Raw genomic sequence first — 18,125 nt, forward strand, 5'->3', positions numbered from 1 at the left:
TCTCAAGCCAGTTGTGCCAGGGCCTGGCGAAACGCCGGCGGCAGCTCGTTGCCCATGCTCAGGCGGCCACCCTGTTGCTGGAAGATACCCATGCGCGCCAGCCAGGCTTCGAACTCCGGCGCCGCGTGCAGGCCGAGCACCTTGCGTGCGTACAGGGCGTCGTGAAACGAGGTGGTCTGGTAGTTGAGCATCACGTCATCCGAACCGGGAATGCCCATGATGAAATTGATGCCGGCGGTGCCGAGCAGAGTCAGCAGGGTGTCCATGTCGTCCTGGTCGGCTTCGGCATGGTTGGTGTAGCAGATATCGCAGCCCATCGGTACGCCTAGGAGCTTGCCGCAGAAGTGATCTTCCAGGCCAGCGCGGATGATCTGCTTGCCGTTGTACAGGTACTCCGGGCCGATGAAACCGACCACGGTGTTGACCAGAAACGGGTTGAAGTGCCGGGCCACGGCATAGGCGCGGGTTTCGCAGGTCTGCTGGTCGACGCCATGATTGGCGTTGGCCGACAGCGCGCTGCCCTGGCCGGTCTCGAAGTACATGAGGTTGTTGCCCAAGGTGCCGCGCTTGAGGCTCAGGCCGGCTTCGTAGCCTTCCTGCAGTACCTTGAGGGTCACGCCGAAACTGGCGTTGGCCGCCTCGGTGCCGGCGATCGACTGGAACACCAGGTCCAGCGGCGCGCCACGTTCGATGGCGGCGATGGAGCTGGTGACGTGGGTCAGCACGCAGGACTGGGTGGGGATTTCGTAGCGCTGAATGATCGCGTCGAGCATGTCCACCAACGCGCGAATCGAGCTGGCGCTGTCGGTGGCCGGGTTGATGCCGATCATCGCATCGCCGTTGCCGTACAGCAGGCCGTCGAGAATGCTGGCGGCGATGCCTGCCGGGTCGTCGGTCGGGTGGTTGGGCTGCAGGCGCGTGGACATCCGCCCGCGCAGGCCCATGGTGTTGCGGAATTTGGTTACCACGCGAGTCTTCTGGGCGACCAACACCAGATCCTGCACGCGCATGATCTTCGACACTGCCGCGGCCATTTCTGGGGTCAGCCCCGGTGCCAGGGAGGTCAGGCTGGTTTCGTCGGCGGCATCGCTGAGCAGCCAGTCGCGCAGGCCGCCCACGGTCAGGTGGCTGACCGGGGCGAAGGCATCGGCATCAAAGGTGTCGATGATCAGCCGGGTGACTTCGTCCTTTTCATAGGGAATCAACGCTTCCTGCAGGAAGTGCCTGAGCGGCACCTCGGCCAGGGCCATCTGCGCTGCAGCACGCTCGGCATCGCTCTGCGCGGCGACCTCGGCCAGGTAATCGCCGGAGCGCGCCGGGCTGGCCTTGGCCATCAGTTCGCGCAGGCTGTCGAAGCGCCAGGTCATGTGGGCGATTGTGTGAGTGAATCCAGCCATGAATCATGTCTCCTGTCGCGGCCGCTTTTCAGCGGCCGCTGCAAGGGGTTAACGCAGTGACTGCTCGGCAGCTTGAATCGCCGCGAACTCTTCCTCCGGCGTGCCGGACACCAGGTGGTGACGGCTGTACAGCGCGAAGTAGGCAATGAACAGAGCGTAGATGACTGCCGCACCGATCACGACCCGCAGGTCGACCAGGAAGCAGGCCACCAGCGCCACGGCAGCCAGCACCAGCGCCACCGACGAGGTCAGCACGCCGCCGGGGGTGCGATAGGGGCGTGGCATGTCGGGACGACGGCTGCGCAGGGTGATGTGCGCCGCCATCATCAGTACGTAGGACAGCGTGGCGCCGAATACCGCCACCAGAATCAGCAGGTCACCCTGGCCGGTCAGCGACAGGCCGAAGCCGATGATGCCCGGTACGATCAGGGCCATGACCGGCGCCTTGTTGCGGTTGGTCAGTGACAGGCTGCGTGGCAGGTAGCCGGCGCGCGACAGGGCGAAGATCTGCCGCGAGTAGGCGTAGATGATCGAGAAGAAACTGGCGATCAGACCGGCCAGGCCGACCAGGTTGACAAACTGACTCATCCAGGTGGAACCGCCGTAGACCTTGACCAGCGATTCGACCAACGGGTTACCCGAAGCCACCAGCGACTGGGCACCGGCGGCGCCTGGGCCGACCAGCAGAATCAGCCCGGCGAATACCAGCAGCACCAGCACCGCGCCGATCAGGCCGCGGGGCAGGTCACGCTTGGGATCCTTGGTTTCTTCGGCAGCCAGCGGCACGCCTTCGACCGCCAGAAAGAACCAGATGCCGTAGGGCAGGGCGGCCCAGATCCCGAGGTAGCCGAATGGCAGGAAGCTGCTGGCGCCAGTGGCTTCGGTTGCCGGGATGTCGAACAGATTGGCGACCTGAAAGTGCGGCATCATGGCCACGATGTACACGCCCAGGGCGATGGCCGCTACGGCGGTGATAGCGAACATCAGCTTCAGCGCCTCACCAGCGCCGAGGATGTGAATGCTGATGAACACCACGTAGAACACCAGATAGATGATCCAGCCGCCGACGCCGAACAGCGATTCGCAATAGGCGCCGATAAAGCAGGCGATGGCCGCCGGTGCTATGGCGTATTCGATGAGGATCGCCGTACCGGTGAGGAAGCCGCCCCAGGGGCCGAACGCCGTACGGGTAAAGCCGTAGCCGCCGCCGGCAGTAGGAATCATTGAGGACAGTTCGGCCAGCGAGAAGCACATGCACAGGTACATGGTCGCCATCAGCAGCGTGGCGATGAACATGCCGCCCCAGCCACCTTGCGCCAGGCCGAAGTTCCAGCCGGCGTAGTCGCCGGAAATCACGTAGGCCACGCCCAGGCCGATCAACAGGATCCAGCCGGCGGCGCCTTGTTTCAGTTGCCGGTTGGCGAAGTAGTCGGCGCTGACCGCTTCGGTTTCCACACCGCCTTGCGAGGGTGTGGCGATTGTCTCTTTGGACATTTTGGGGACTCCTGCACGCCCCGCCGTCAGAAGGCGGGGCGTCGCGTTAGTTGGCTGCGTTCGATGGCATTCGGCAGTTTCAGAAGAAGCCCAGCGGGTTGATGTCGTAGCTGATCAGCAGGTTCTTGGTCTGCTGATAGTGGTCGAGCATCATCTTGTGGGTTTCGCGCCCGACCCCGGACTTTTTATAGCCGCCAAAGGCAGCGTGCGCCGGGTACAGGTGGTAGCAGTTGGTCCATACGCGGCCGGCCTTGATGCCGCGGCCCATGCGGTAGGCGCGGTTGATGTCGCGCGTCCACACGCCGGCGCCCAGGCCGAACTCGGTGTCGTTGGCGATGGCCAGGGCTTCGGCTTCGTCCTTGAAGGTGGTCACGCCCACCACCGGGCCGAAGATTTCTTCCTGGAACACACGCATCTTGTTGGTGCCCTTGAGCAGGGTCGGCTGGATGTAATAACCGCTGGCCAGGTCGCCCTCCAGCTTCTCGGTCGCGCCGCCGGTAAGCAGCTCGGCGCCTTCCTGCTGGGCGATCTCCAGGTAGCTGAGGATCTTGTCGTACTGCTGCTGCGAGGCCTGGGCGCCGACCATAGTGTCGGTGTCCAGCGGGTTGCCGCGCTTGATGGCTTTGATCTTCTTCATCACCTCGTTCATGAACGGCTCGAAGATCGACTCCTGCACCAGCGCCCGCGACGGGCAGGTGCACACCTCGCCCTGGTTGAAGAAGGCCAGCACCAGGCCTTCGGCCGCCTTTTCGATGAACGCCGGCTCGGCCTGCATGATGTCTTCGAAGAACACGTTCGGGCTCTTGCCGCCCAGCTCCACGGTGCTGGGAATGATGTTGGCGGCGGCGCATTTCATGATGTGCGAGCCGACTGGGGTGGAGCCGGTAAAGGCGATCTTGGCGATGCGTGTGCTGGTGGCCAGCGCCTCGCCGGCTTCACGGCCGAAGCCCTGGACGATGTTGAGCACGCCCGGCGGCAGCAGGTCGCCGATGATCTCTGCCAGCAGGGTGATCGACAGCGGCGTCTGTTCGGCTGGTTTCAATACCACGCAGTTGCCGGCGGCCAGGGCCGGGGCCAGCTTCCAGGCGGCCATCAGCAGCGGGAAGTTCCAGGGGATGATCTGCCCGACCACGCCCAGCGGCTCGTGGAAGTGGTAGGAGGCGGTGTGCTCGTTGATTTCGGCGGCAGTGCCTTCCTGGGCGCGGATGCAGCCGGCGAAGTAGCGGAAGTGGTCGGCGGCCAGCGGCACGTCGGCGTTCAGGGTCTCGCGCACGGCCTTGCCGTTGTCCCAGGTTTCGGCGACGGCGAGCAGCTCGAGATTGGCTTCGATGCGGTCGGCGATCTTCAAGAGGACCAGTGCGCGATCCTGCACTGAGGTCTTGCCCCAGGCATCGGCGGCAACGTGGGCGGCGTCCAGGGCCTTGTCGATGTCCTTGGCGTCCGAGCGCGGGAATTCACCGATGGTCGAGGCATCCACCGGGCTGGTATTGGTGAAGTACTGACCACCGACCGGCGCGACGAACTCGCCGCCGATGTAGTTGCCGTAGCGCGATTTCAGGGTGACGACGGCGCCTGCGGTACCGGGTTTGGCATAGATCATTGACGTTCTCCCATTGCGAGTTCTTGTAGTTTTCAGGGGCGGGTCGCGAGCACGACCGGGGCTCGCATTGAACTATGAGACGAATTCATGTGGCCGACTTGACCCTAGGCGAGGCTGGCTGTTCTGCAAAGTCAAATTTGCAGGGCCGCTCGGGCAATGTCGCGGCGAGTCAAATGCTCTGCGTCGTTTCGGTGCGGGTGTTTCCAAATGACTCGTTTTGGGGCTTTCTCGATCTTGCGTTTTCGAGACGCGATGCGCAGATACCCACGGGCAGCGGTTCCTGGTGGGTCGTTCAACAACCGGCGTATTTCTTGCTTTCAGACATAAATTGTCACCAAGGAGGCGCCATGAGCTCCGTTTTCGTCCAGCCCGACCTTTCTGCCGGTTTGTCTTTTACAGCTGGCGGGCCAAGCAACAATGGCGTATTGGCTGCAGCAGCCAGTGGCCTGTGCGGCTTTATCGAAAAGCATGGCGGCGATCCGGATCGTGTTCTTGGCGTTTCCGGCATCGATCCCGAATCCCTGCGCCACCCTACGTTGAGCCTGGCCTTGCCCAATTACTGCCAGGTGCTGGAGGAGGCGTCGCGCCAATCGGGCTGCGACAACTTCGGGCTGTACTACGGTCAGCAGTTCAAACCGCAAGCCTTGGGGCTGCTCGGTTATATCGGCCTGTGTTCGGCAACCGTCGAGCAGGCACTGATCAACTTCGCCCGCGCCTTTCCGTTGCACCAGCGCAACAGCCTGATCCGCCTGGTGGACGAGGGCGAGTGCTACCGCTTCGACTATCAGGTGCGCCACGGAGCGATCCTCTGCCGCCGCCAGGACGCCGAGTTGACCCTGGGCATGGCACTCAATCTAGTGCGCCATGTGCTCGGCCCGCAGTGGGCACCGCGCGCGGTGCACTTTGAACACCCACGCCCCGAGCACTGGCACGAGCACTGCAAAGTCTTCGATGCACCGGTGTACTTCGAGCAGCCGTTCAATTCTCTGGTCATCCCCAAACGCGGCCTGGACCGCGCCATGCCCCAGGGCGACCCCATACTGCTGCTGGTGATGCAGGACTCGCTCAGCCAACTCAGCAACCTCAGCGGGCGCGGTGCGCGTGACCTGGCCGATGACGTGCGCGAGCAGATTCGCCAGCAATTGCTGATGGGCGAGCCGGTACTGGAAGTGGCCGCCGAACAACTGGGCATGAGTAGCTGGTCGTTGCAGCGCCGCTTGCGCGACCTGGGCCTGACTTTCTCCACGATGGTCGACAAAGTGCGCTGCGAACTCGCCACCCACTACCTGCGCCAGCACCAATTGCCCATCTCCAACCTGGCGCCGCTGCTCGGCTACTCGGAAGTCAGCGCCTTCTCCCGCGCCTTCCGCCGCTGGTTCGGGGTCAGCCCACGGCAATGGCGACATGAGAGTGATGGGGTAGGTGGGCGTCGTCACTGAGTGACTGGCTGTGTAGCCCTCCGATGGGCATCGTGTAAAAGAGCTGGATTGGTTTTGGCAGCTATCAGCCAGAAAACCAATACGCCAGCCACTCTATGGCACCCGTTCCAGGCGGTGCATCTAAACCGCTTCCCGTCCAGAACGGGGAAACGAAGTCCCCGTCCCTCGAGTCTGAAGCCCTACCAGATCAATGTCGGCAGCGAGTCTTGCCTGAGGTGCAGGGTTCGGCCGACGTTGCATGGCTTTGCTGATCGCTTTTTCGAGCGGTCGGTATCAATGCTTCTTATCTCGTCTCGCATGGAGCCTGCGTATGAATATCGATTTTAGACGTGGCGAATGGCTGAATCGTCCCGCCACTTCAGAGGTTTCGGAACACAACCTGACGATAACAACCGATCAAAAAACGGATTTTTGGCGAGAGACCCATTATGGATTTACCCGCGATACGGGGCATTTCCTGGGCATTGCCACTGCCGACGAATTCACGGCGACAATCCGCATTCAGGGCGAATTCCGTTCCTTGTACGACCAGGCAGGCCTGATGGTGCGGATCGACGAGAAACGTTGGGTAAAGACGGGGGTGGAGTTCACCGATGGGCAGGCGTTTCTAAGCACCGTCGTCACCGATGGGAAATCGGATTGGTCGGTCTCGCAGCCGTTCAAGGAATTGGAGGACTTCTATATCCGCGTCACGCTTTTCAATGGCGCGATGCGTATCCAGGCGTCCCGCGACGGCAGCTTCTGGCCGCTGCTGCGGTTGGCTCCGTTCCCGGTTGCCAATACTTACCAGGTTGGCCCCACGGCCTGTACCCCGGAACGAAGCGGGCTTGTTGTCCGCTTCTCGGAATTTGCCATTAACCCGGCCACCAGCAAAGACCTTCATGACCTGACGTAGTGGGGCGCTGGCGCCGTGCGGACACCGCGACCCTTCACGCATGCAAAAGGAACATATTTATTGGGGTCACTGCCCGCTGAATCGCCCCGGATTTGGTGGACACATTGGCAGTCTGCTTCTGGTTGATAGGAACCTGTTGTGGACAGCAGTTGCCGTTATCAGCGCAATTACCGAGTTTGCCCGCACTCGCTGCCAAGCGCGTCGGAGTCAGGTTGGTTTTTTCAGCTTGCTGAAACGTTTCATCAAGTTTATAAAAAAACCACAAAACTCCAAGAAAGGCTGCAGTCATGACCCCTATCAAATTCTTCGTTGCGCTCGGCGCATTTTCCGCTGCTTCCCACGCCATGGCCTGGGATTACGTTCTGCTCGACACCGACAAGCCCGCTCAGAACTGGCAGATCACCAGTCAGCAACTCGGCGTCAAAACCGACAAACCCTTTAGCGTTACCCTGCGTACCTTGCACGGCGGCCGGCAGGAGGGCGTCAGCATCGTCGATATCGACAACGGCACCATGAAGCTTTCCGTGGTGCCCACGCGAGGCATGAACGTTCTGCAGGCCTCGGTCGGCGATGTACGTATGGGCTGGGACTCGCCGGTCAAGGAAGTGGTAAACCCGGCCTTCATCGAACTCAATGGCCGCGGTGGCCTTGGCTGGCTGGAAGGCTTCAACGAGCTGGTCACCCGCTGCGGCTACGAGTGGGTTGGCCATCCCGGCATGGATAACGGCGAACTACTGACCCTGCATGGCCGGGCCGCGAACATTCCGGCCAGCAAGGTCACCCTGCACATCGATGAACAGCCGCCCTACGCGATCACCTTGCGTGGCGAGCTGAAAGAGCAGGCATTCAAGAAAGTCGACTTCTCCGTGGCCACCGAGCTGGTCACTGAACCCGGCAGCGTGACCTTTGCCCTCAACGACACCCTGACCAACAACGGTGACTACCCGAAGGAATACCAGGCGCTGTACCACAGCAACTTCAGCACGCCGTTCCTGGAGCAAGGTGCGCGTTTCGCTGCGCCCGTGAAGCAGGTATCGCCGTTCAACGACAAGGCCAAGGGCGAGCTGGCCGACTGGCAAACCTATCGCGCGCCCACCAAGGACTACGACGAAACGGTCTACAACGTGGTGCCCTACGCTGACGCCAAGGGCGACACCCTGACCGTGCTGCACAACAAGTCCGGCAGCCTGGGCGTTTCAGTCGGCTTCAATACCCAGACCCTGCCAGTGTTCTCGCTGTGGAAAAACACCGATACCCAGGGCCAGGGCTATGTCACCGGGCTGGAGCCCGGCACCAGTTTTTCCTACAACCGTCGTTATCAGCGCCCGCTGAACCTGGTGCCGACCATCGCGCCGAAGGAACACAAGCAGTTCCAGATCCGCTACAGCCTGCTGGCGGATAAGCCAGCGGTGGACAAGGCCTTGAAGCAGGTGAGCGAGATTCAGGATGGGCGCAAGACTGAAGTGCGACAGACGCCGCTGGTTGACCTGACCAAGGAGTGACGCCGGCTGCAGCATTGTCGGCCGATCTTGCAATCCTTCGGCTGGCTGTTTGCGCCTGATCCCATCCACTGTTCAAAGTCCGCCAGCGAGTGCGTGACCTTGAGCAGTCGATGGGGTGCTCGTAATGATTCGATTACTGCCCGCTCTTGGCCGATTGCCTTAGGCTTTGGGTAGCGCGCCTCCCAGCCAATCAGCGTCCAGGGTATTACTCGATCTGGCCGGCGAGCCGCATCTTCGCGGCATCAAATTCCGATGCAAGCTCGGTTAAGGGGAAGGATTGGGCGATCCAGCTATCCTCTCTACTTCGTATGTCGACAAAACCAACCTGCATCTCAACGGCGTACTCTCCCAGAGCTTCATCAAGCAATAGATAGGATGCCTGTACGAATAGCTTGTTTTCCTGTTCGTAATCGTCGTACATGATCACGATACCAATCTTTGCCCCATCCTTAACCAGTAAACAATTCACCTTGGAAGGGTCGAACTCGCGACCTCCAATTGAGAGCGTATGAACGGGATTTCGCCGAGGACGGTACTTAATGATATCCCAGCGCTCTAGCGTCGGCGCGGCCGCATAAAGCGTTTCAACGGCTGGGAATGCTTCCTTTAATCCATTCGCACTGATAACGAATTCGCGCCTGCCATCTTGAGCCACTAGGCTGAATTCGAATGCCAGGTCTGCGTTAACCTGAGTCAATTGGCGGGTCAGGTCATTGAGCAAAGGGTCGGTAGGAGATGTGAAGCTGAAAAGTGCAGATTCGTTCTCAACAAACCAATTCCAGAACTGAGCTTCTTGGGTGGCGTTACCTGTTATTGGCAGAGCGCTACAAAGAAGGGTGAGTATCTTCCTTAACACGAAATATCCTTTTCGACAGAGGCGCCCACATAGTGTGTCTTGCTGTTGGTAGCCATCTTATTGCATCACTAGAGAATGGCGAACCAAAACACGGTGTTGAACACAGTACTACGTCGTTTTATATGCGAGCCCTAAGTATGGTTTTTGAAACGTCCAGAGTTTCGTAGATGCTTCGCGCCTCAGGGAAACCAGCTCAGTGCGAGTGAGGCTGTTCGCTTTTGTCCGGTAGCCGCCACGCACAAGCATTGGCGTTGATCGTTATTTCTGAATAAACCCATTTACCAAACAATCGGCCGGTTATCCCACGCCCAGAAGCTCCCGCTGTCATCCGGCCCGTGTGCGCCTACCACTTCCAGAATGCGATCCGCTGAAAATGCCGGTTCGAACAACTGGCCTTCTGGCACATTCGCTTGGAAGGGTTGGGACAATTCTGTGTCGGTGGTGCCAGGGTGGATGGTCAGGACGGTGGAGGCGGGGTTCAGGCGTTTCAGTTCGATGCTGGCCGTGTGCAGCAACTGGTTGAGCGCCGCTTTGCTGGCGCGGTAGCTGTACCAGCCACCCAGGCGGTTATCGCCGATGGAGCCGACGCGCGCCGAGAGGGCGGCGAAGGTGGCGGGGTGTTTACGCAATAAAGGGAGCAGGTGCTTGAGCAGCAGAATCGGTGCGAAGGCGTTGGTCGCGAAGGTCGCCTGCAGGCCTGTCAGGGTCAGTTGCGAGAGGGCCTTTTCGGCTTTGGCACCGTCCTGATGGAGGATGCCCAGGGTGCTGATGACCAGATGCAGGTGATTGCATTCCTGGTGTATTTCGCGAGCCAGGGCTTCGAGGGATTGCTCATCGCGGGCGTCGCAGTCGAGTCGTTCCAAGCGATGGCCATGGCGTTCGGCAAGCTTTTCCAGCTCTACAGAAGTGCTGGCTTGTCGCGCCACCGCCCAGACCTGGGCCACGTCATCGCGTTCGAGCAGGGCGGTACATAGCGCCAGGCCAATACCTCGGCTGGCGCCGGCTATCAGCACCTGTGCATCGCTGTTCAGTCCGGGTATCAAACGCATCACGCACCTTGAGAGGGTTGGCCGAGGTGCTTGTTATGACTGCGGAGCAAGGTGTGCCGTTCAGGTGGGCAGCGCAGCGCTGGATGACCTTTCGAGGGCAACAACCTGCCTGCCTCAATACGCCGCCAGAATCCCCTGCGGGTTGTAGCCGTGGATCACCGTGCCGTTGACCTTCAACACCGGCACACCGCGGCCGCCCAGGGCGTCGTAGGCACGGCGCGCTTCGGGGGACTTTTCGATGTCCATTTCGGTGTAGGGAATGCCGCGTTCGCCGAGAAACTCGCGGGTCTTGGCGCAGTAGCCGCACCAACTGGTGGAGTAGAGAATTACCTCACCCTGGCCGGCCACCTGCTGCGGCTTGCCGAACAGCATCGGCTCGATGCGATCCCATTGTTGCCAGGTCGCTAGTACCGCGAGAATCAGCAAAATCCGTTTCATGCTGCAGTCCTCTACTCAGGTTAGTCAGTCTTTACGGCGCTTCAACTGGTCGGTCAGCTGGGTGGGCAGGTTGCGAATGGTCAGGGTGTCGGAGGCTTCGTCGTACTCGATCTTGGAACCCAGCAGGTGAGCCTCGAAGCTGATCGACAGGCCTTCGGCGCGGCCGGTGAAGCGGCGGAACTGGCTCAGGGTGCGTTTATCCGCGGGGATTTCCGGCGACAGGCCGTAATCCTTGTTGCGGATATGGTCGTAGAAGGCCTTGGGGCGCTCCTCGTCGATCAGCCCGGAGAGCTCTTCCAGGGTCATCGGCTCGCCCATCTTGGCCTGGCTGGTGGCGTAGTCGACCAGAGTATCGGTTTTCGCCCGAGCCTGTTCTTCCGGCAGGTCTTCGCTCTCGACGAAGTCGCTGAAAGCCTTGAGCAGGGTGCGGGTTTCGCTGGGCGAGTCGACGCCTTCCTGGCAGCCGATGAAGTCGCGGAAGTACTCCGAGACCTTCTTGCCGTTCTTGCCCTTGATGAACGAGATGTACTGCTTGGACTGCTTGTTGTTGCGCCATTCGCTGATGTTGATGCGCGCGGCCAGGTGCAGTTGGCCGAGGTCCAGGTGCTTGGCCGGCGTCACGTCGAGTGCGTCGTTGACTGCCACGCCTTCGCTGTGGTGCAACAGGGCGATGGCCAGGTAGTCGGTCATGCCCTGCTGGTAGTGGGCGAACAGCACGTGGCCACCGGTAGACAGGTTGGACTCTTCCATCAGTTTCTGCAGATGCTCGACGGCCTGGCGGCTGAAGGCGGTGAAATCCTCGCCGTCTTCCAGGTAGGTCTTCAGCCAGCCGCTGAACGGGTAGGCGCCGGATTCCTCGTGGAAGAAGCCCCAGGCCTTGCCCTGCTTGGCGTTGTAGCTGTCGTTGAGGTCGGCCAGCATGTTCTCGATGGCCTGGGAGGCGGCCAGTTCGCTGTCGCGGGCGTGCAGCACGGCGGGCGTGCCATCGGGCTTCTTGTCGATCAGGTGGACGATGCAGTGACGGATCGGCATGGGAGGTCCTTTAACAGCGAGTTGGCGGCGGCCGGTAATTGTACCCGAGCAGGCCGTCACAGGTGCAGCGTGGCGGCCTTGTCGTGAGTAACGCGCCGCAATAGAGTGCCGGCTGACACTCGATGACCAGGGAAGGGCGCTCCATGTCCGTTTTCAACCCCAATGCTCAGCTTCCTTCGCCAGCGCTGCTGGAGCGCGTGGAGGCGCTGATCGACCGCGGCCTGCACCTGCAGGCCTATGCCCTGGCCAGTGAGCAGGGCGACCCGCGTTACTGGCAGGGCGCCGAGGCCATGGGCTGCATGGCGCGCCTGGCCGGGCACATCGGTGCGCCGCGGCTGGCCGACGTGCTGACCTGGCTGGCTTACCGTCGCTACCCGCAGTCGGCTCCGGCGCGTTTGCGTTTCCTGCGCATGCAGATGGCCCGGCGCGGGCATTACCGGGCCTGGCGCCTGCTGCAGGGCTTTGGCGACTGGCTGCCGACTGATACGGCGCTACGGGCCGAATGGCTGTCGTTCAAGGCCTACCTGTACGCTTCGCTGCGCGACTTCGAAACCGCCCAGGCCCTCTACGAACAGGCCTGCCAGCATGGCGACGATGACCTGTGGCTGCTGGTCGAGCGCAGTCATGGTCTGGAGCTGGAAGATCGCCGCGAAGAGGCCCTGGCGCTGTGCGAGCAGGTGTTGGCCCGGCAGCCGGACTTTCGCTCGGCGCTGACCCAGGCGGCCGGCCTGCAGCTGCAACTGGGGCAGACCGAAGCGGCGCTGCAGCTGCTGCGCCGCGGCGCCCGGGAAATGGAGAGCGCGGCGATCTGCGCGCACCTGGTCAACCTGCTGATCGAGCGCGAAGAACTCGACGAGGCCAGCACCTGGCTCGACCACATGCAGACGCTGCAGTGCATTGAGGAGCGCAGCTCCAGCGACTGGATCGCCGCGCGCCGCTGCGACATCGCCTGCCTGCAGGGCGATCATGCCGCCGGCCGGCAGTTGGCCGAGAAGGCCGGCGGCGGTTTCTACGAGAAGATCCAGGCGCACCTGGCCAGCCCCACCGGGCGCCGCGTGCTGCTGCCCGTGCCCTTCGTGCGCCAGCACCACATGACCTGCGTGCCGGCGACCCTGACGGCGATTTCCGATTACTGGGGCAAGAGCGTCGAGCATCTCGAGGTCGCAGAGGATATCTGCTACGACGGCACCACGCACCAGGCCGAGCGCGCCTGGGCCGAGCGCAACGGCTACCTGGCCGTGGAGTTCACCGCGGACTGGGCCAGCAGCCGTGCGCTGCTCGACCGCGGCATTCCCTTTACCCTGACCCTGCAATACACCGGCAGCGGGCACCTGCAGGCACTGGTTGGTTACGACGAGCCGCGCGGTACGCTGCTGGTGCGTGACCCGGCGCAGCCTCACCATGGCGAGAGCCTGGCCGAGCTGCTGTTCGAGTCGCAACGCGCTTCCGGGCCGCGCGGCATGCTGCTGTTGCCGGCCGAGCAGGCAGCGCGTCTGGACGGCCTTAGCCTGCCGGACCGTGAGCTGTGGGATATCTACTACCGCTTCACCAGCGCCCTGGAAGTGCATCGACGTGACGAGGCGCTGGCGGCCTACCAGGCCTTGCAAGCCCTGAGCCCGGAGCATCGGCTGACCTGGCAGGCGCAGCGTTCGCTGGGCTGGTACGACGGCCAGGAGCGCGAAGTGCTGCGGGGCACCGAGGCGCTGCTCGTGCAGTTTCCCGACGATGCCAACCTGATCCTCTCCAAGGCCACATCTCTTGCCCAGCTGCAGCCACGCGGCGTGCAGCTCGAGTGGCTGGGTGGGCACTGCCAGGCGCGCTGGAACGAGCCGACCATCAGCGTGCGTTACGCCGAGCTGCTCAGCGAGGACGGCCGTTGCCACGACCAGGTGGCCGGCATTATCCAGCGGGTGCTGCTGCAGACGCCCACCCAGGCGCGGGCCTGGAACACCCTGGCCAGCCTGCGCTGGGGCGAAGATCGCCGCGAGGAAGCCTGCGAACTGTATCGCCTGGCGGCCTGCCTGCACGCCTCCCACGAGGGCTATGCCGTGCAGTACTTCCGCGCCCTGCGTGCGCTGGGCAGAACCGCCGAGGGCCTGCAGTTCCTCGAACGGCGCCAGGCGCGGCTGGGCCGCTTGGCGGCAGCGCCGAGCCTGACCCTCAGCGAAACCCTGGAGGAAATGCAGCGCCCCTACGAGGCACAGGCGCTGCTGGAGCAGGCACTGGCCTGGCGTCCGGCAGATGGCGAGTTGCTGCTCGGCCTGGCCGAGCACCTCGGGCGTAACGGCGATGCCCAGGGCTGCCAGGCACTGCTCACCCAGGCCGAGCCATTGTGCCGGCGAGCGGCGTGGTTGCGTGCGGCGGTGCAGGCTGGCATGCGGCGCATGGACGAGCCGCGCCAGACCCTTGCCTGGGCACGCGAGGCCGCCACGCTCGAGCCCCTGGCGGTAGGGGCGCACCGCTTGTGTGTGACGCTGCTGGAGCAGGGGGAGGGCAGTGAGGCTGCCGACGCCTATGTCGAAGCACTGGCGACCGAGTATCCGCATCATCTGGGCATCGCCGAGCTGCAGGTCGAGCGTGCCAAGCGGCGCTCTCTGCCGGCTACCGAGCAGGCACTGCGGCGCCTGCTGGACAATCACCCGGAACACGCCTGGACGCTGCGTGAGCTGGCTGGATGCCTGGCCCGCCAGGGGCGGCGCGACGAGGCACTGGAAGTCTGCCGGCAGGCCGGGCTGGTCGATGCGCAGAACACCTATTTCCACTCTACCCATGGTTTCGTGCTGCTGCAGGACGGCCAGCGCGAGGCCGCCCGCGACGCGTTCCAGAGGGCCCTGGGCCTGTTCGTCGACAACGAATACGCCAGCAACATGCTGCTCGATACTTGCGAAAGCCATCAGCAGGCCGTCGACACGCTGGCGGCTATCCATGCCGAGCTGACCCGCCAGGTGACCTTCGGTGATGGCTGGCTGGCCTATGAACAGCAGGCCCAGCGCCTGCTCGAGCCCCAGGTGCTGCTCGATCAGTTGCGCGAGGCCCTCGGCCAGCGCGAGGATCTTTGGCACCTGTGGGTGGTGGTCGCCCGTCAGCAGGCGCGCATGGAGCAGTACCCGGCGGCAGCCGACACCCTCGGCCGGGCCATCGAGCGCTTCCCGCTGCTGCCACGGCTGTCGCTGGAGCTGGCCCGTCTGCACAAGCAACAGGGCGACCTGGATGCCTGCTGCCAGGCTCTGCAGGACAGCTTCCGTATCAACCCGCTGTGGACGCCCACGGTAAGCCTGCACGTCGACTGCCTGCTGGAGCAGGGCGAGCGCCTCGACGAGGCCGAGCAGCAGTTGCGCCGGGTGGTCGCGCAAGTGCCCGAGGACACCGAGCTGCGCGCCTACCTGGCCTATGTGCTGGGGCGGCGCGATGCGTTCGCGGAGGCCGCCGACCAGGCCGAACGAGTACTGCGAGCCGAGCCCGGCCACGAATGGGCGTGGAATCAGCTCAAGTACTACGCCGAGCAATTGCAGGCCGCAGAGCGGCCGCTGCAACTGACCAGGCAACTGGTGGAAAACCGTCCTGGCGATGTCGACGCCTGGTTGGCCCTGGCCGATCTGGAGACCGACCGCGAGACGCGGGAGAACGCCCTGCGTGCGGCGCTGGCTTACAGCCCGCGCAGCCGCGCGATCAACGACCGTCTGCTGCAACTGCTGATGGAAGGCGAACGCTTCGCCGAGGTTCGCGAACTGCTCGCCGCACCCTGCTGGGAAGGCAAGCCACCCGTGGAAATGGCCCTGTATGGCCCGCGAGCCTTGCGCGCCGAAGGGGATGCCGGGGCCATCGAGGCGCTGCGCGCGCTGCTGGTACAACATCCGGACTACTACGATGGCTGGCGGCAGCTGGCCGACTGGCACGACGAGGATGGCCAGTATCCGGCCTACATCGCGGCGGCTCGCGAGATGGTGCGCCTGGAGCCGCGGCTGGCCATGGCCCATGGTTTCCTTGGCCACGCGCTATTGCTCAACGGCGACAAGGCCGACGCGCTGCCGGCCTTCGAGCAGGCCTGGGCACTGGATGCGCGCTACGGCTTTGCGGCGTTCAATACCTTCGACCTGCTGCGCGAATTGCAGGGTGCGGATACTGCCCTGGAACGCCTGGATGCCCTGCTCGAGACGGGCGATACGGTCGCTGCCTGGCGGCGTGTGCTGCCCCTGGCCAGGGGCAACGGCGACAAGGCGCTGCTGCAGCGCGCGCTGACAGTACTGGCCAGCGACCCGGCGGGCGAGACCAATTGGGAGCAGGATGTCGCCGGCTTCGCCGTGCGCGAACCGGTGCTGCGCCAAGTGCTGGATGCCGGCGTGGCGGCGGGCGAACTGCACAGCGCTGCCGTGGAAACCTGGCTGGGCTGGCGTACCCACGACATGCTCAGCAACCTGACCCTGTCGGCCGCCTTCAACAAGGCACTGCGCAACGATCCCAAACATGCCGCCAAGTGCGCCATGTTCCGCTTGCTGGGCGGTCACCGGCACGCCAACCGCATCCTGCTGGGCTCCACCCTCAAGCGCTGCCGCCAGGCGTTGGCGGAAAGCGCCGATGTATGGGGCGCTGCCAGTTATGCGCTGATCGAGAGCAAGCGCTATCGCCTGATGTTCGACACCCTGAACGACTGGCGCCGGCCGGACACGCCCGCCTGGGCCCTGGACAACCTGGCGCTGGCCTATCGTTTGCGCGGCATGGATGCACTGGCGGCCGAGGTGTCGCGTCTGTCGCTGGAGCGTTATCCGTCAGGTACCGATGGGCGCGTCTGGCTGGCGGTCGATGCCGCGCTGGCGGGCGACCAGGCCGAGCTGAATGCCCTGATCGAGAGCCTGCAGGACGCCTCCATGCGCGACTATTACCGGGCGCTGTTCAAGCTGGCGCAGGCCGCTGCGACCAGCGATCCGGCCCAGGCCCGTGAGAGCCTGCGCCAGGCCGAGGAGATGGCCGGTGCCAAACATCTGCCGTTCTGGCGCTTGCGCCAGCGTCTCGGCGTACGCCTGGGCTGGCACGGTGAGTTTCCGCCGGCGCGCTGGCGCTGGCAGTTACTGCGCTGGTGGCAGCGCTGACAGGCCAGCGCGGCGCGACAGCTGCAGGCGATCAATGAGCAGCAGGCCGGCCAGTAAACCGATGGCGTACAGCGCATCGAGCCCCAGGGTCAGCAGCAGGCCCAGGCACAGCAGCGTGCTGAGGCCTGCCAGCCAACGCCACAGGCCCTGCAGCAACAGCCAGCCGGCTGCCATGCTGAGCAGGTAGATGACGATGAAGTTGCCGTTGGCGTAGCGGATCAACTGGTCCAGCGGCAGGGCCAGGGCCCAGATCAGGGTGGCGCTGAGGGCGCAGCTGAGCACTACCAGAAGCAACGCCCTGGCCGGTACGCCATTGGCATTGCGAACGGCCAGGGCGCGCGGCAGCTTGCCTTCATCGGCCAGGCTCCAGATCAGCCGCGAGAAGCCCTGGATGTACACGTTCATCGAGGCGAAACAGGCCAGGTAACCGATGCTCGCACTGAGCCAGCGGGCCTGATCGCCGAGCAGCACGTCGAGCATCAGCGGCAGCGAGGCGGCATCGGTGCGCGCGTCGCCGTAGGCATGGAAGCTCAGCACCGCCACCGAACAGGCCCAGTACACCAGCCCGGCGAGCAGCACACCGAGCACCAGCGCCAGAGGGAAGTCGCGCTGCGGATTCTTGAATTCCTCGCCCAGGTGGGTGAAGGCCTCGATGCCGACGAAGCACCAGAACATCACCCCCAAGGCCACGGGCAGTAATTGCCAGTTGCCGGCCAACGGCGGCAGCAGCGGTTGCTCGGCGTGGGGCAGGTCGCCCTTGAACCAGATCAGCGCGATGGTGGCGACGATGGCCAGGGCGATGACGATCTGCACGCTGCCGGAGGTGCGGGCGGGGCGCTGGCCGAGTAGCAGAATGATGCCCAGGGTTGCCAGCTGGATGGCGAGGATCGCCAGGTCGCTCAGCGCGAACAGCGCATGCCAGAAGCCGCTGGCGATATTCAACGCCGCCGGCAGGCCCACCGGAATCACCGCCAGAAACAGCCAGGCGCTGGTGCGCTCCATGGGCGCGCCGAATGCACGGCCGATCAGGTGCGGCGCGCCGCCGGCATGGGGGTAATGGCGGCCGAGCTGGGCGAAGGTGAAGGCCATCGGCAGAATCAGCACGATCAGCAGCAGCCAGGCCCATAGCGAAATCTCGCCAGCGGCCGTAGCGGCCAGCGCGGGAATCACGAAGACCCCGGTGCCGAGCAGCGAAGTGCTCAGCAAACCCACACCCTGCAGCAGCCCCAGTTCCTTGTTCAATCGGCTCATGTTGTATGCTCTCGCTCCTGACGCGGCCCCTGGCAGAGCGCCTGCCGGCCGTATCGCCATGGTAAGGCCGCTTCGCTTTGGCGGC

At 63.6% G+C, this 18,125-nt stretch carries 13 protein-coding genes; 4 read left to right on the plus strand and 9 right to left on the minus strand.

Going from position 1 to position 18,125, the window contains the following annotated elements:
- Positions 1-2 precede the first annotated feature (2 nt).
- The 3 genes from BUC40_RS16105 to exaC form a co-directional block, all read right to left on the minus strand.
- Positions 3-1,397, minus strand: coding sequence for an ethanolamine ammonia-lyase subunit EutB (locus tag BUC40_RS16105; protein ID WP_073267186.1), 1,395 nt, complete (start codon positions 1,395-1,397; stop codon positions 3-5).
- Positions 1,398-1,445: 48 nt separating this feature from the next.
- Complete coding sequence (gene eat, locus BUC40_RS16110; RefSeq protein ID WP_073267187.1) at positions 1,446-2,891, minus strand: ethanolamine permease; 1,446 nt, start codon at positions 2,889-2,891, stop codon at positions 1,446-1,448.
- A gap of 79 nt (positions 2,892-2,970) precedes the next feature.
- Positions 2,971-4,491, minus strand: a complete 1,521-nt coding sequence (gene exaC, locus BUC40_RS16115; RefSeq protein ID WP_073267188.1) for an acetaldehyde dehydrogenase ExaC — start codon at positions 4,489-4,491, stop codon at positions 2,971-2,973.
- 347 nt (positions 4,492-4,838) lie between these two features.
- Here exaC and qhpR point away from each other — a divergent pair, with 347 nt between their 5' ends.
- Both qhpR and BUC40_RS16125 read left to right on the plus strand, forming a co-directional pair.
- Positions 4,839-5,930, plus strand: coding sequence for an AraC-like transcriptional regulator QhpR (qhpR, locus tag BUC40_RS16120; RefSeq protein WP_073267189.1), 1,092 nt, complete (start codon positions 4,839-4,841; stop codon positions 5,928-5,930).
- 310 nt (positions 5,931-6,240) lie between these two features.
- Positions 6,241-6,825, plus strand: a complete 585-nt coding sequence (locus BUC40_RS16125; protein ID WP_073267190.1) for a DUF1349 domain-containing protein — start codon at positions 6,241-6,243, stop codon at positions 6,823-6,825.
- Between the two features lie 34 nt (positions 6,826-6,859).
- On the opposite strand, the gene BUC40_RS22765 is transcribed toward BUC40_RS16125, so the two are convergent.
- Complete coding sequence (locus BUC40_RS22765; RefSeq protein ID WP_139272196.1) at positions 6,860-7,114, minus strand: hypothetical protein; 255 nt, start codon at positions 7,112-7,114, stop codon at positions 6,860-6,862.
- Here BUC40_RS22765 and BUC40_RS16130 point away from each other — a divergent pair.
- A complete protein-coding gene (locus tag BUC40_RS16130) occupies positions 7,113-8,327 on the plus strand; it encodes an aldose 1-epimerase family protein (protein WP_073267191.1) in 1,215 nt (404 codons plus the stop codon). The two genes, BUC40_RS22765 and BUC40_RS16130, sit on opposite strands and share 2 nt — an antisense overlap.
- 205 nt (positions 8,328-8,532) lie before the next feature.
- On the opposite strand, the gene BUC40_RS16135 is transcribed toward BUC40_RS16130, so the two are convergent.
- From BUC40_RS16135 to yejK, 4 genes are all read right to left on the minus strand, one after another.
- Positions 8,533-9,183 (minus strand): hypothetical protein, encoded by a 651-nt coding sequence (locus BUC40_RS16135; protein ID WP_073267192.1) that lies wholly within the window; start codon positions 9,181-9,183, stop codon positions 8,533-8,535.
- Positions 9,184-9,461: 278 nt separating this feature from the next.
- The gene (locus BUC40_RS16140; protein WP_073267193.1) at positions 9,462-10,232 is read right to left on the minus strand and encodes an SDR family NAD(P)-dependent oxidoreductase; all 771 of its coding nucleotides are present in this window, start codon (positions 10,230-10,232) and stop codon (positions 9,462-9,464) included.
- A 114-nt stretch (positions 10,233-10,346) separates the two neighbouring features.
- The gene (locus BUC40_RS16145) at positions 10,347-10,670 is read right to left on the minus strand and encodes a glutaredoxin family protein (RefSeq protein ID WP_073267194.1); all 324 of its coding nucleotides are present in this window, start codon (positions 10,668-10,670) and stop codon (positions 10,347-10,349) included.
- 24 nt (positions 10,671-10,694) lie between these two features.
- Positions 10,695-11,702 carry a nucleoid-associated protein YejK gene (yejK, locus tag BUC40_RS16150; RefSeq protein ID WP_073267195.1) on the minus strand — a complete coding sequence of 336 codons (1,008 nt, stop codon included), beginning with the start codon at positions 11,700-11,702 and terminating at the stop codon, positions 10,695-10,697.
- Positions 11,703-11,845: 143 nt separating this feature from the next.
- Between yejK and BUC40_RS16155 the strand changes: the two genes are divergently transcribed.
- Positions 11,846-16,789 carry a tetratricopeptide repeat protein gene (locus BUC40_RS16155; RefSeq protein WP_073267196.1) on the plus strand — a complete coding sequence of 1,648 codons (4,944 nt, stop codon included), beginning with the start codon at positions 11,846-11,848 and terminating at the stop codon, positions 16,787-16,789.
- On the opposite strand, the gene yjeH is transcribed toward BUC40_RS16155, so the two are convergent.
- A complete protein-coding gene (yjeH, locus tag BUC40_RS16160; protein ID WP_073267197.1) occupies positions 16,766-18,040 on the minus strand; it encodes an L-methionine/branched-chain amino acid transporter in 1,275 nt (424 codons plus the stop codon). The two genes, BUC40_RS16155 and yjeH, sit on opposite strands and share 24 nt — an antisense overlap.
- Positions 18,041-18,125: the final 85 nt, after the last annotated feature.

The sequence above is a fragment of the Phytopseudomonas punonensis genome (assembly GCF_900142655.1).
GTDB classification, from domain to species: Bacteria; Pseudomonadota; Gammaproteobacteria; order Pseudomonadales; family Pseudomonadaceae; genus Aquipseudomonas; species Aquipseudomonas punonensis.

What these genes read in the sequence shown, in the direction of transcription:
- BUC40_RS16105 (WP_073267186.1), bottom strand. Translation starts at nt 1,397, where the DNA reads ATGGCTGGATTCACTCACACAATCGCCCACATGACCTGGCGCTTCGAC.
- eat (WP_073267187.1), bottom strand. Translation starts at nt 2,891, where the DNA reads ATGTCCAAAGAGACAATCGCCACACCCTCGCAAGGCGGTGTGGAAACC.
- exaC (WP_073267188.1), bottom strand. Translation starts at nt 4,491, where the DNA reads ATGATCTATGCCAAACCCGGTACCGCAGGCGCCGTCGTCACCCTGAAA.
- qhpR (WP_073267189.1), top strand. Translation starts at nt 4,839, where the DNA reads ATGAGCTCCGTTTTCGTCCAGCCCGACCTTTCTGCCGGTTTGTCTTTT.
- BUC40_RS16125 (WP_073267190.1), top strand. Translation starts at nt 6,241, where the DNA reads ATGAATATCGATTTTAGACGTGGCGAATGGCTGAATCGTCCCGCCACT.
- BUC40_RS16130 (WP_073267191.1), top strand. Translation starts at nt 7,113, where the DNA reads ATGACCCCTATCAAATTCTTCGTTGCGCTCGGCGCATTTTCCGCTGCT.
- BUC40_RS22765 (WP_139272196.1), bottom strand. Translation starts at nt 7,114, where the DNA reads ATGACTGCAGCCTTTCTTGGAGTTTTGTGGTTTTTTTATAAACTTGAT.
- BUC40_RS16140 (WP_073267193.1), bottom strand. Translation starts at nt 10,232, where the DNA reads ATGCGTTTGATACCCGGACTGAACAGCGATGCACAGGTGCTGATAGCC.
- BUC40_RS16145 (WP_073267194.1), bottom strand. Translation starts at nt 10,670, where the DNA reads ATGAAACGGATTTTGCTGATTCTCGCGGTACTAGCGACCTGGCAACAA.
- yejK (WP_073267195.1), bottom strand. Translation starts at nt 11,702, where the DNA reads ATGCCGATCCGTCACTGCATCGTCCACCTGATCGACAAGAAGCCCGAT.
- BUC40_RS16155 (WP_073267196.1), top strand. Translation starts at nt 11,846, where the DNA reads ATGTCCGTTTTCAACCCCAATGCTCAGCTTCCTTCGCCAGCGCTGCTG.
- yjeH (WP_073267197.1), bottom strand. Translation starts at nt 18,040, where the DNA reads ATGAGCCGATTGAACAAGGAACTGGGGCTGCTGCAGGGTGTGGGTTTG.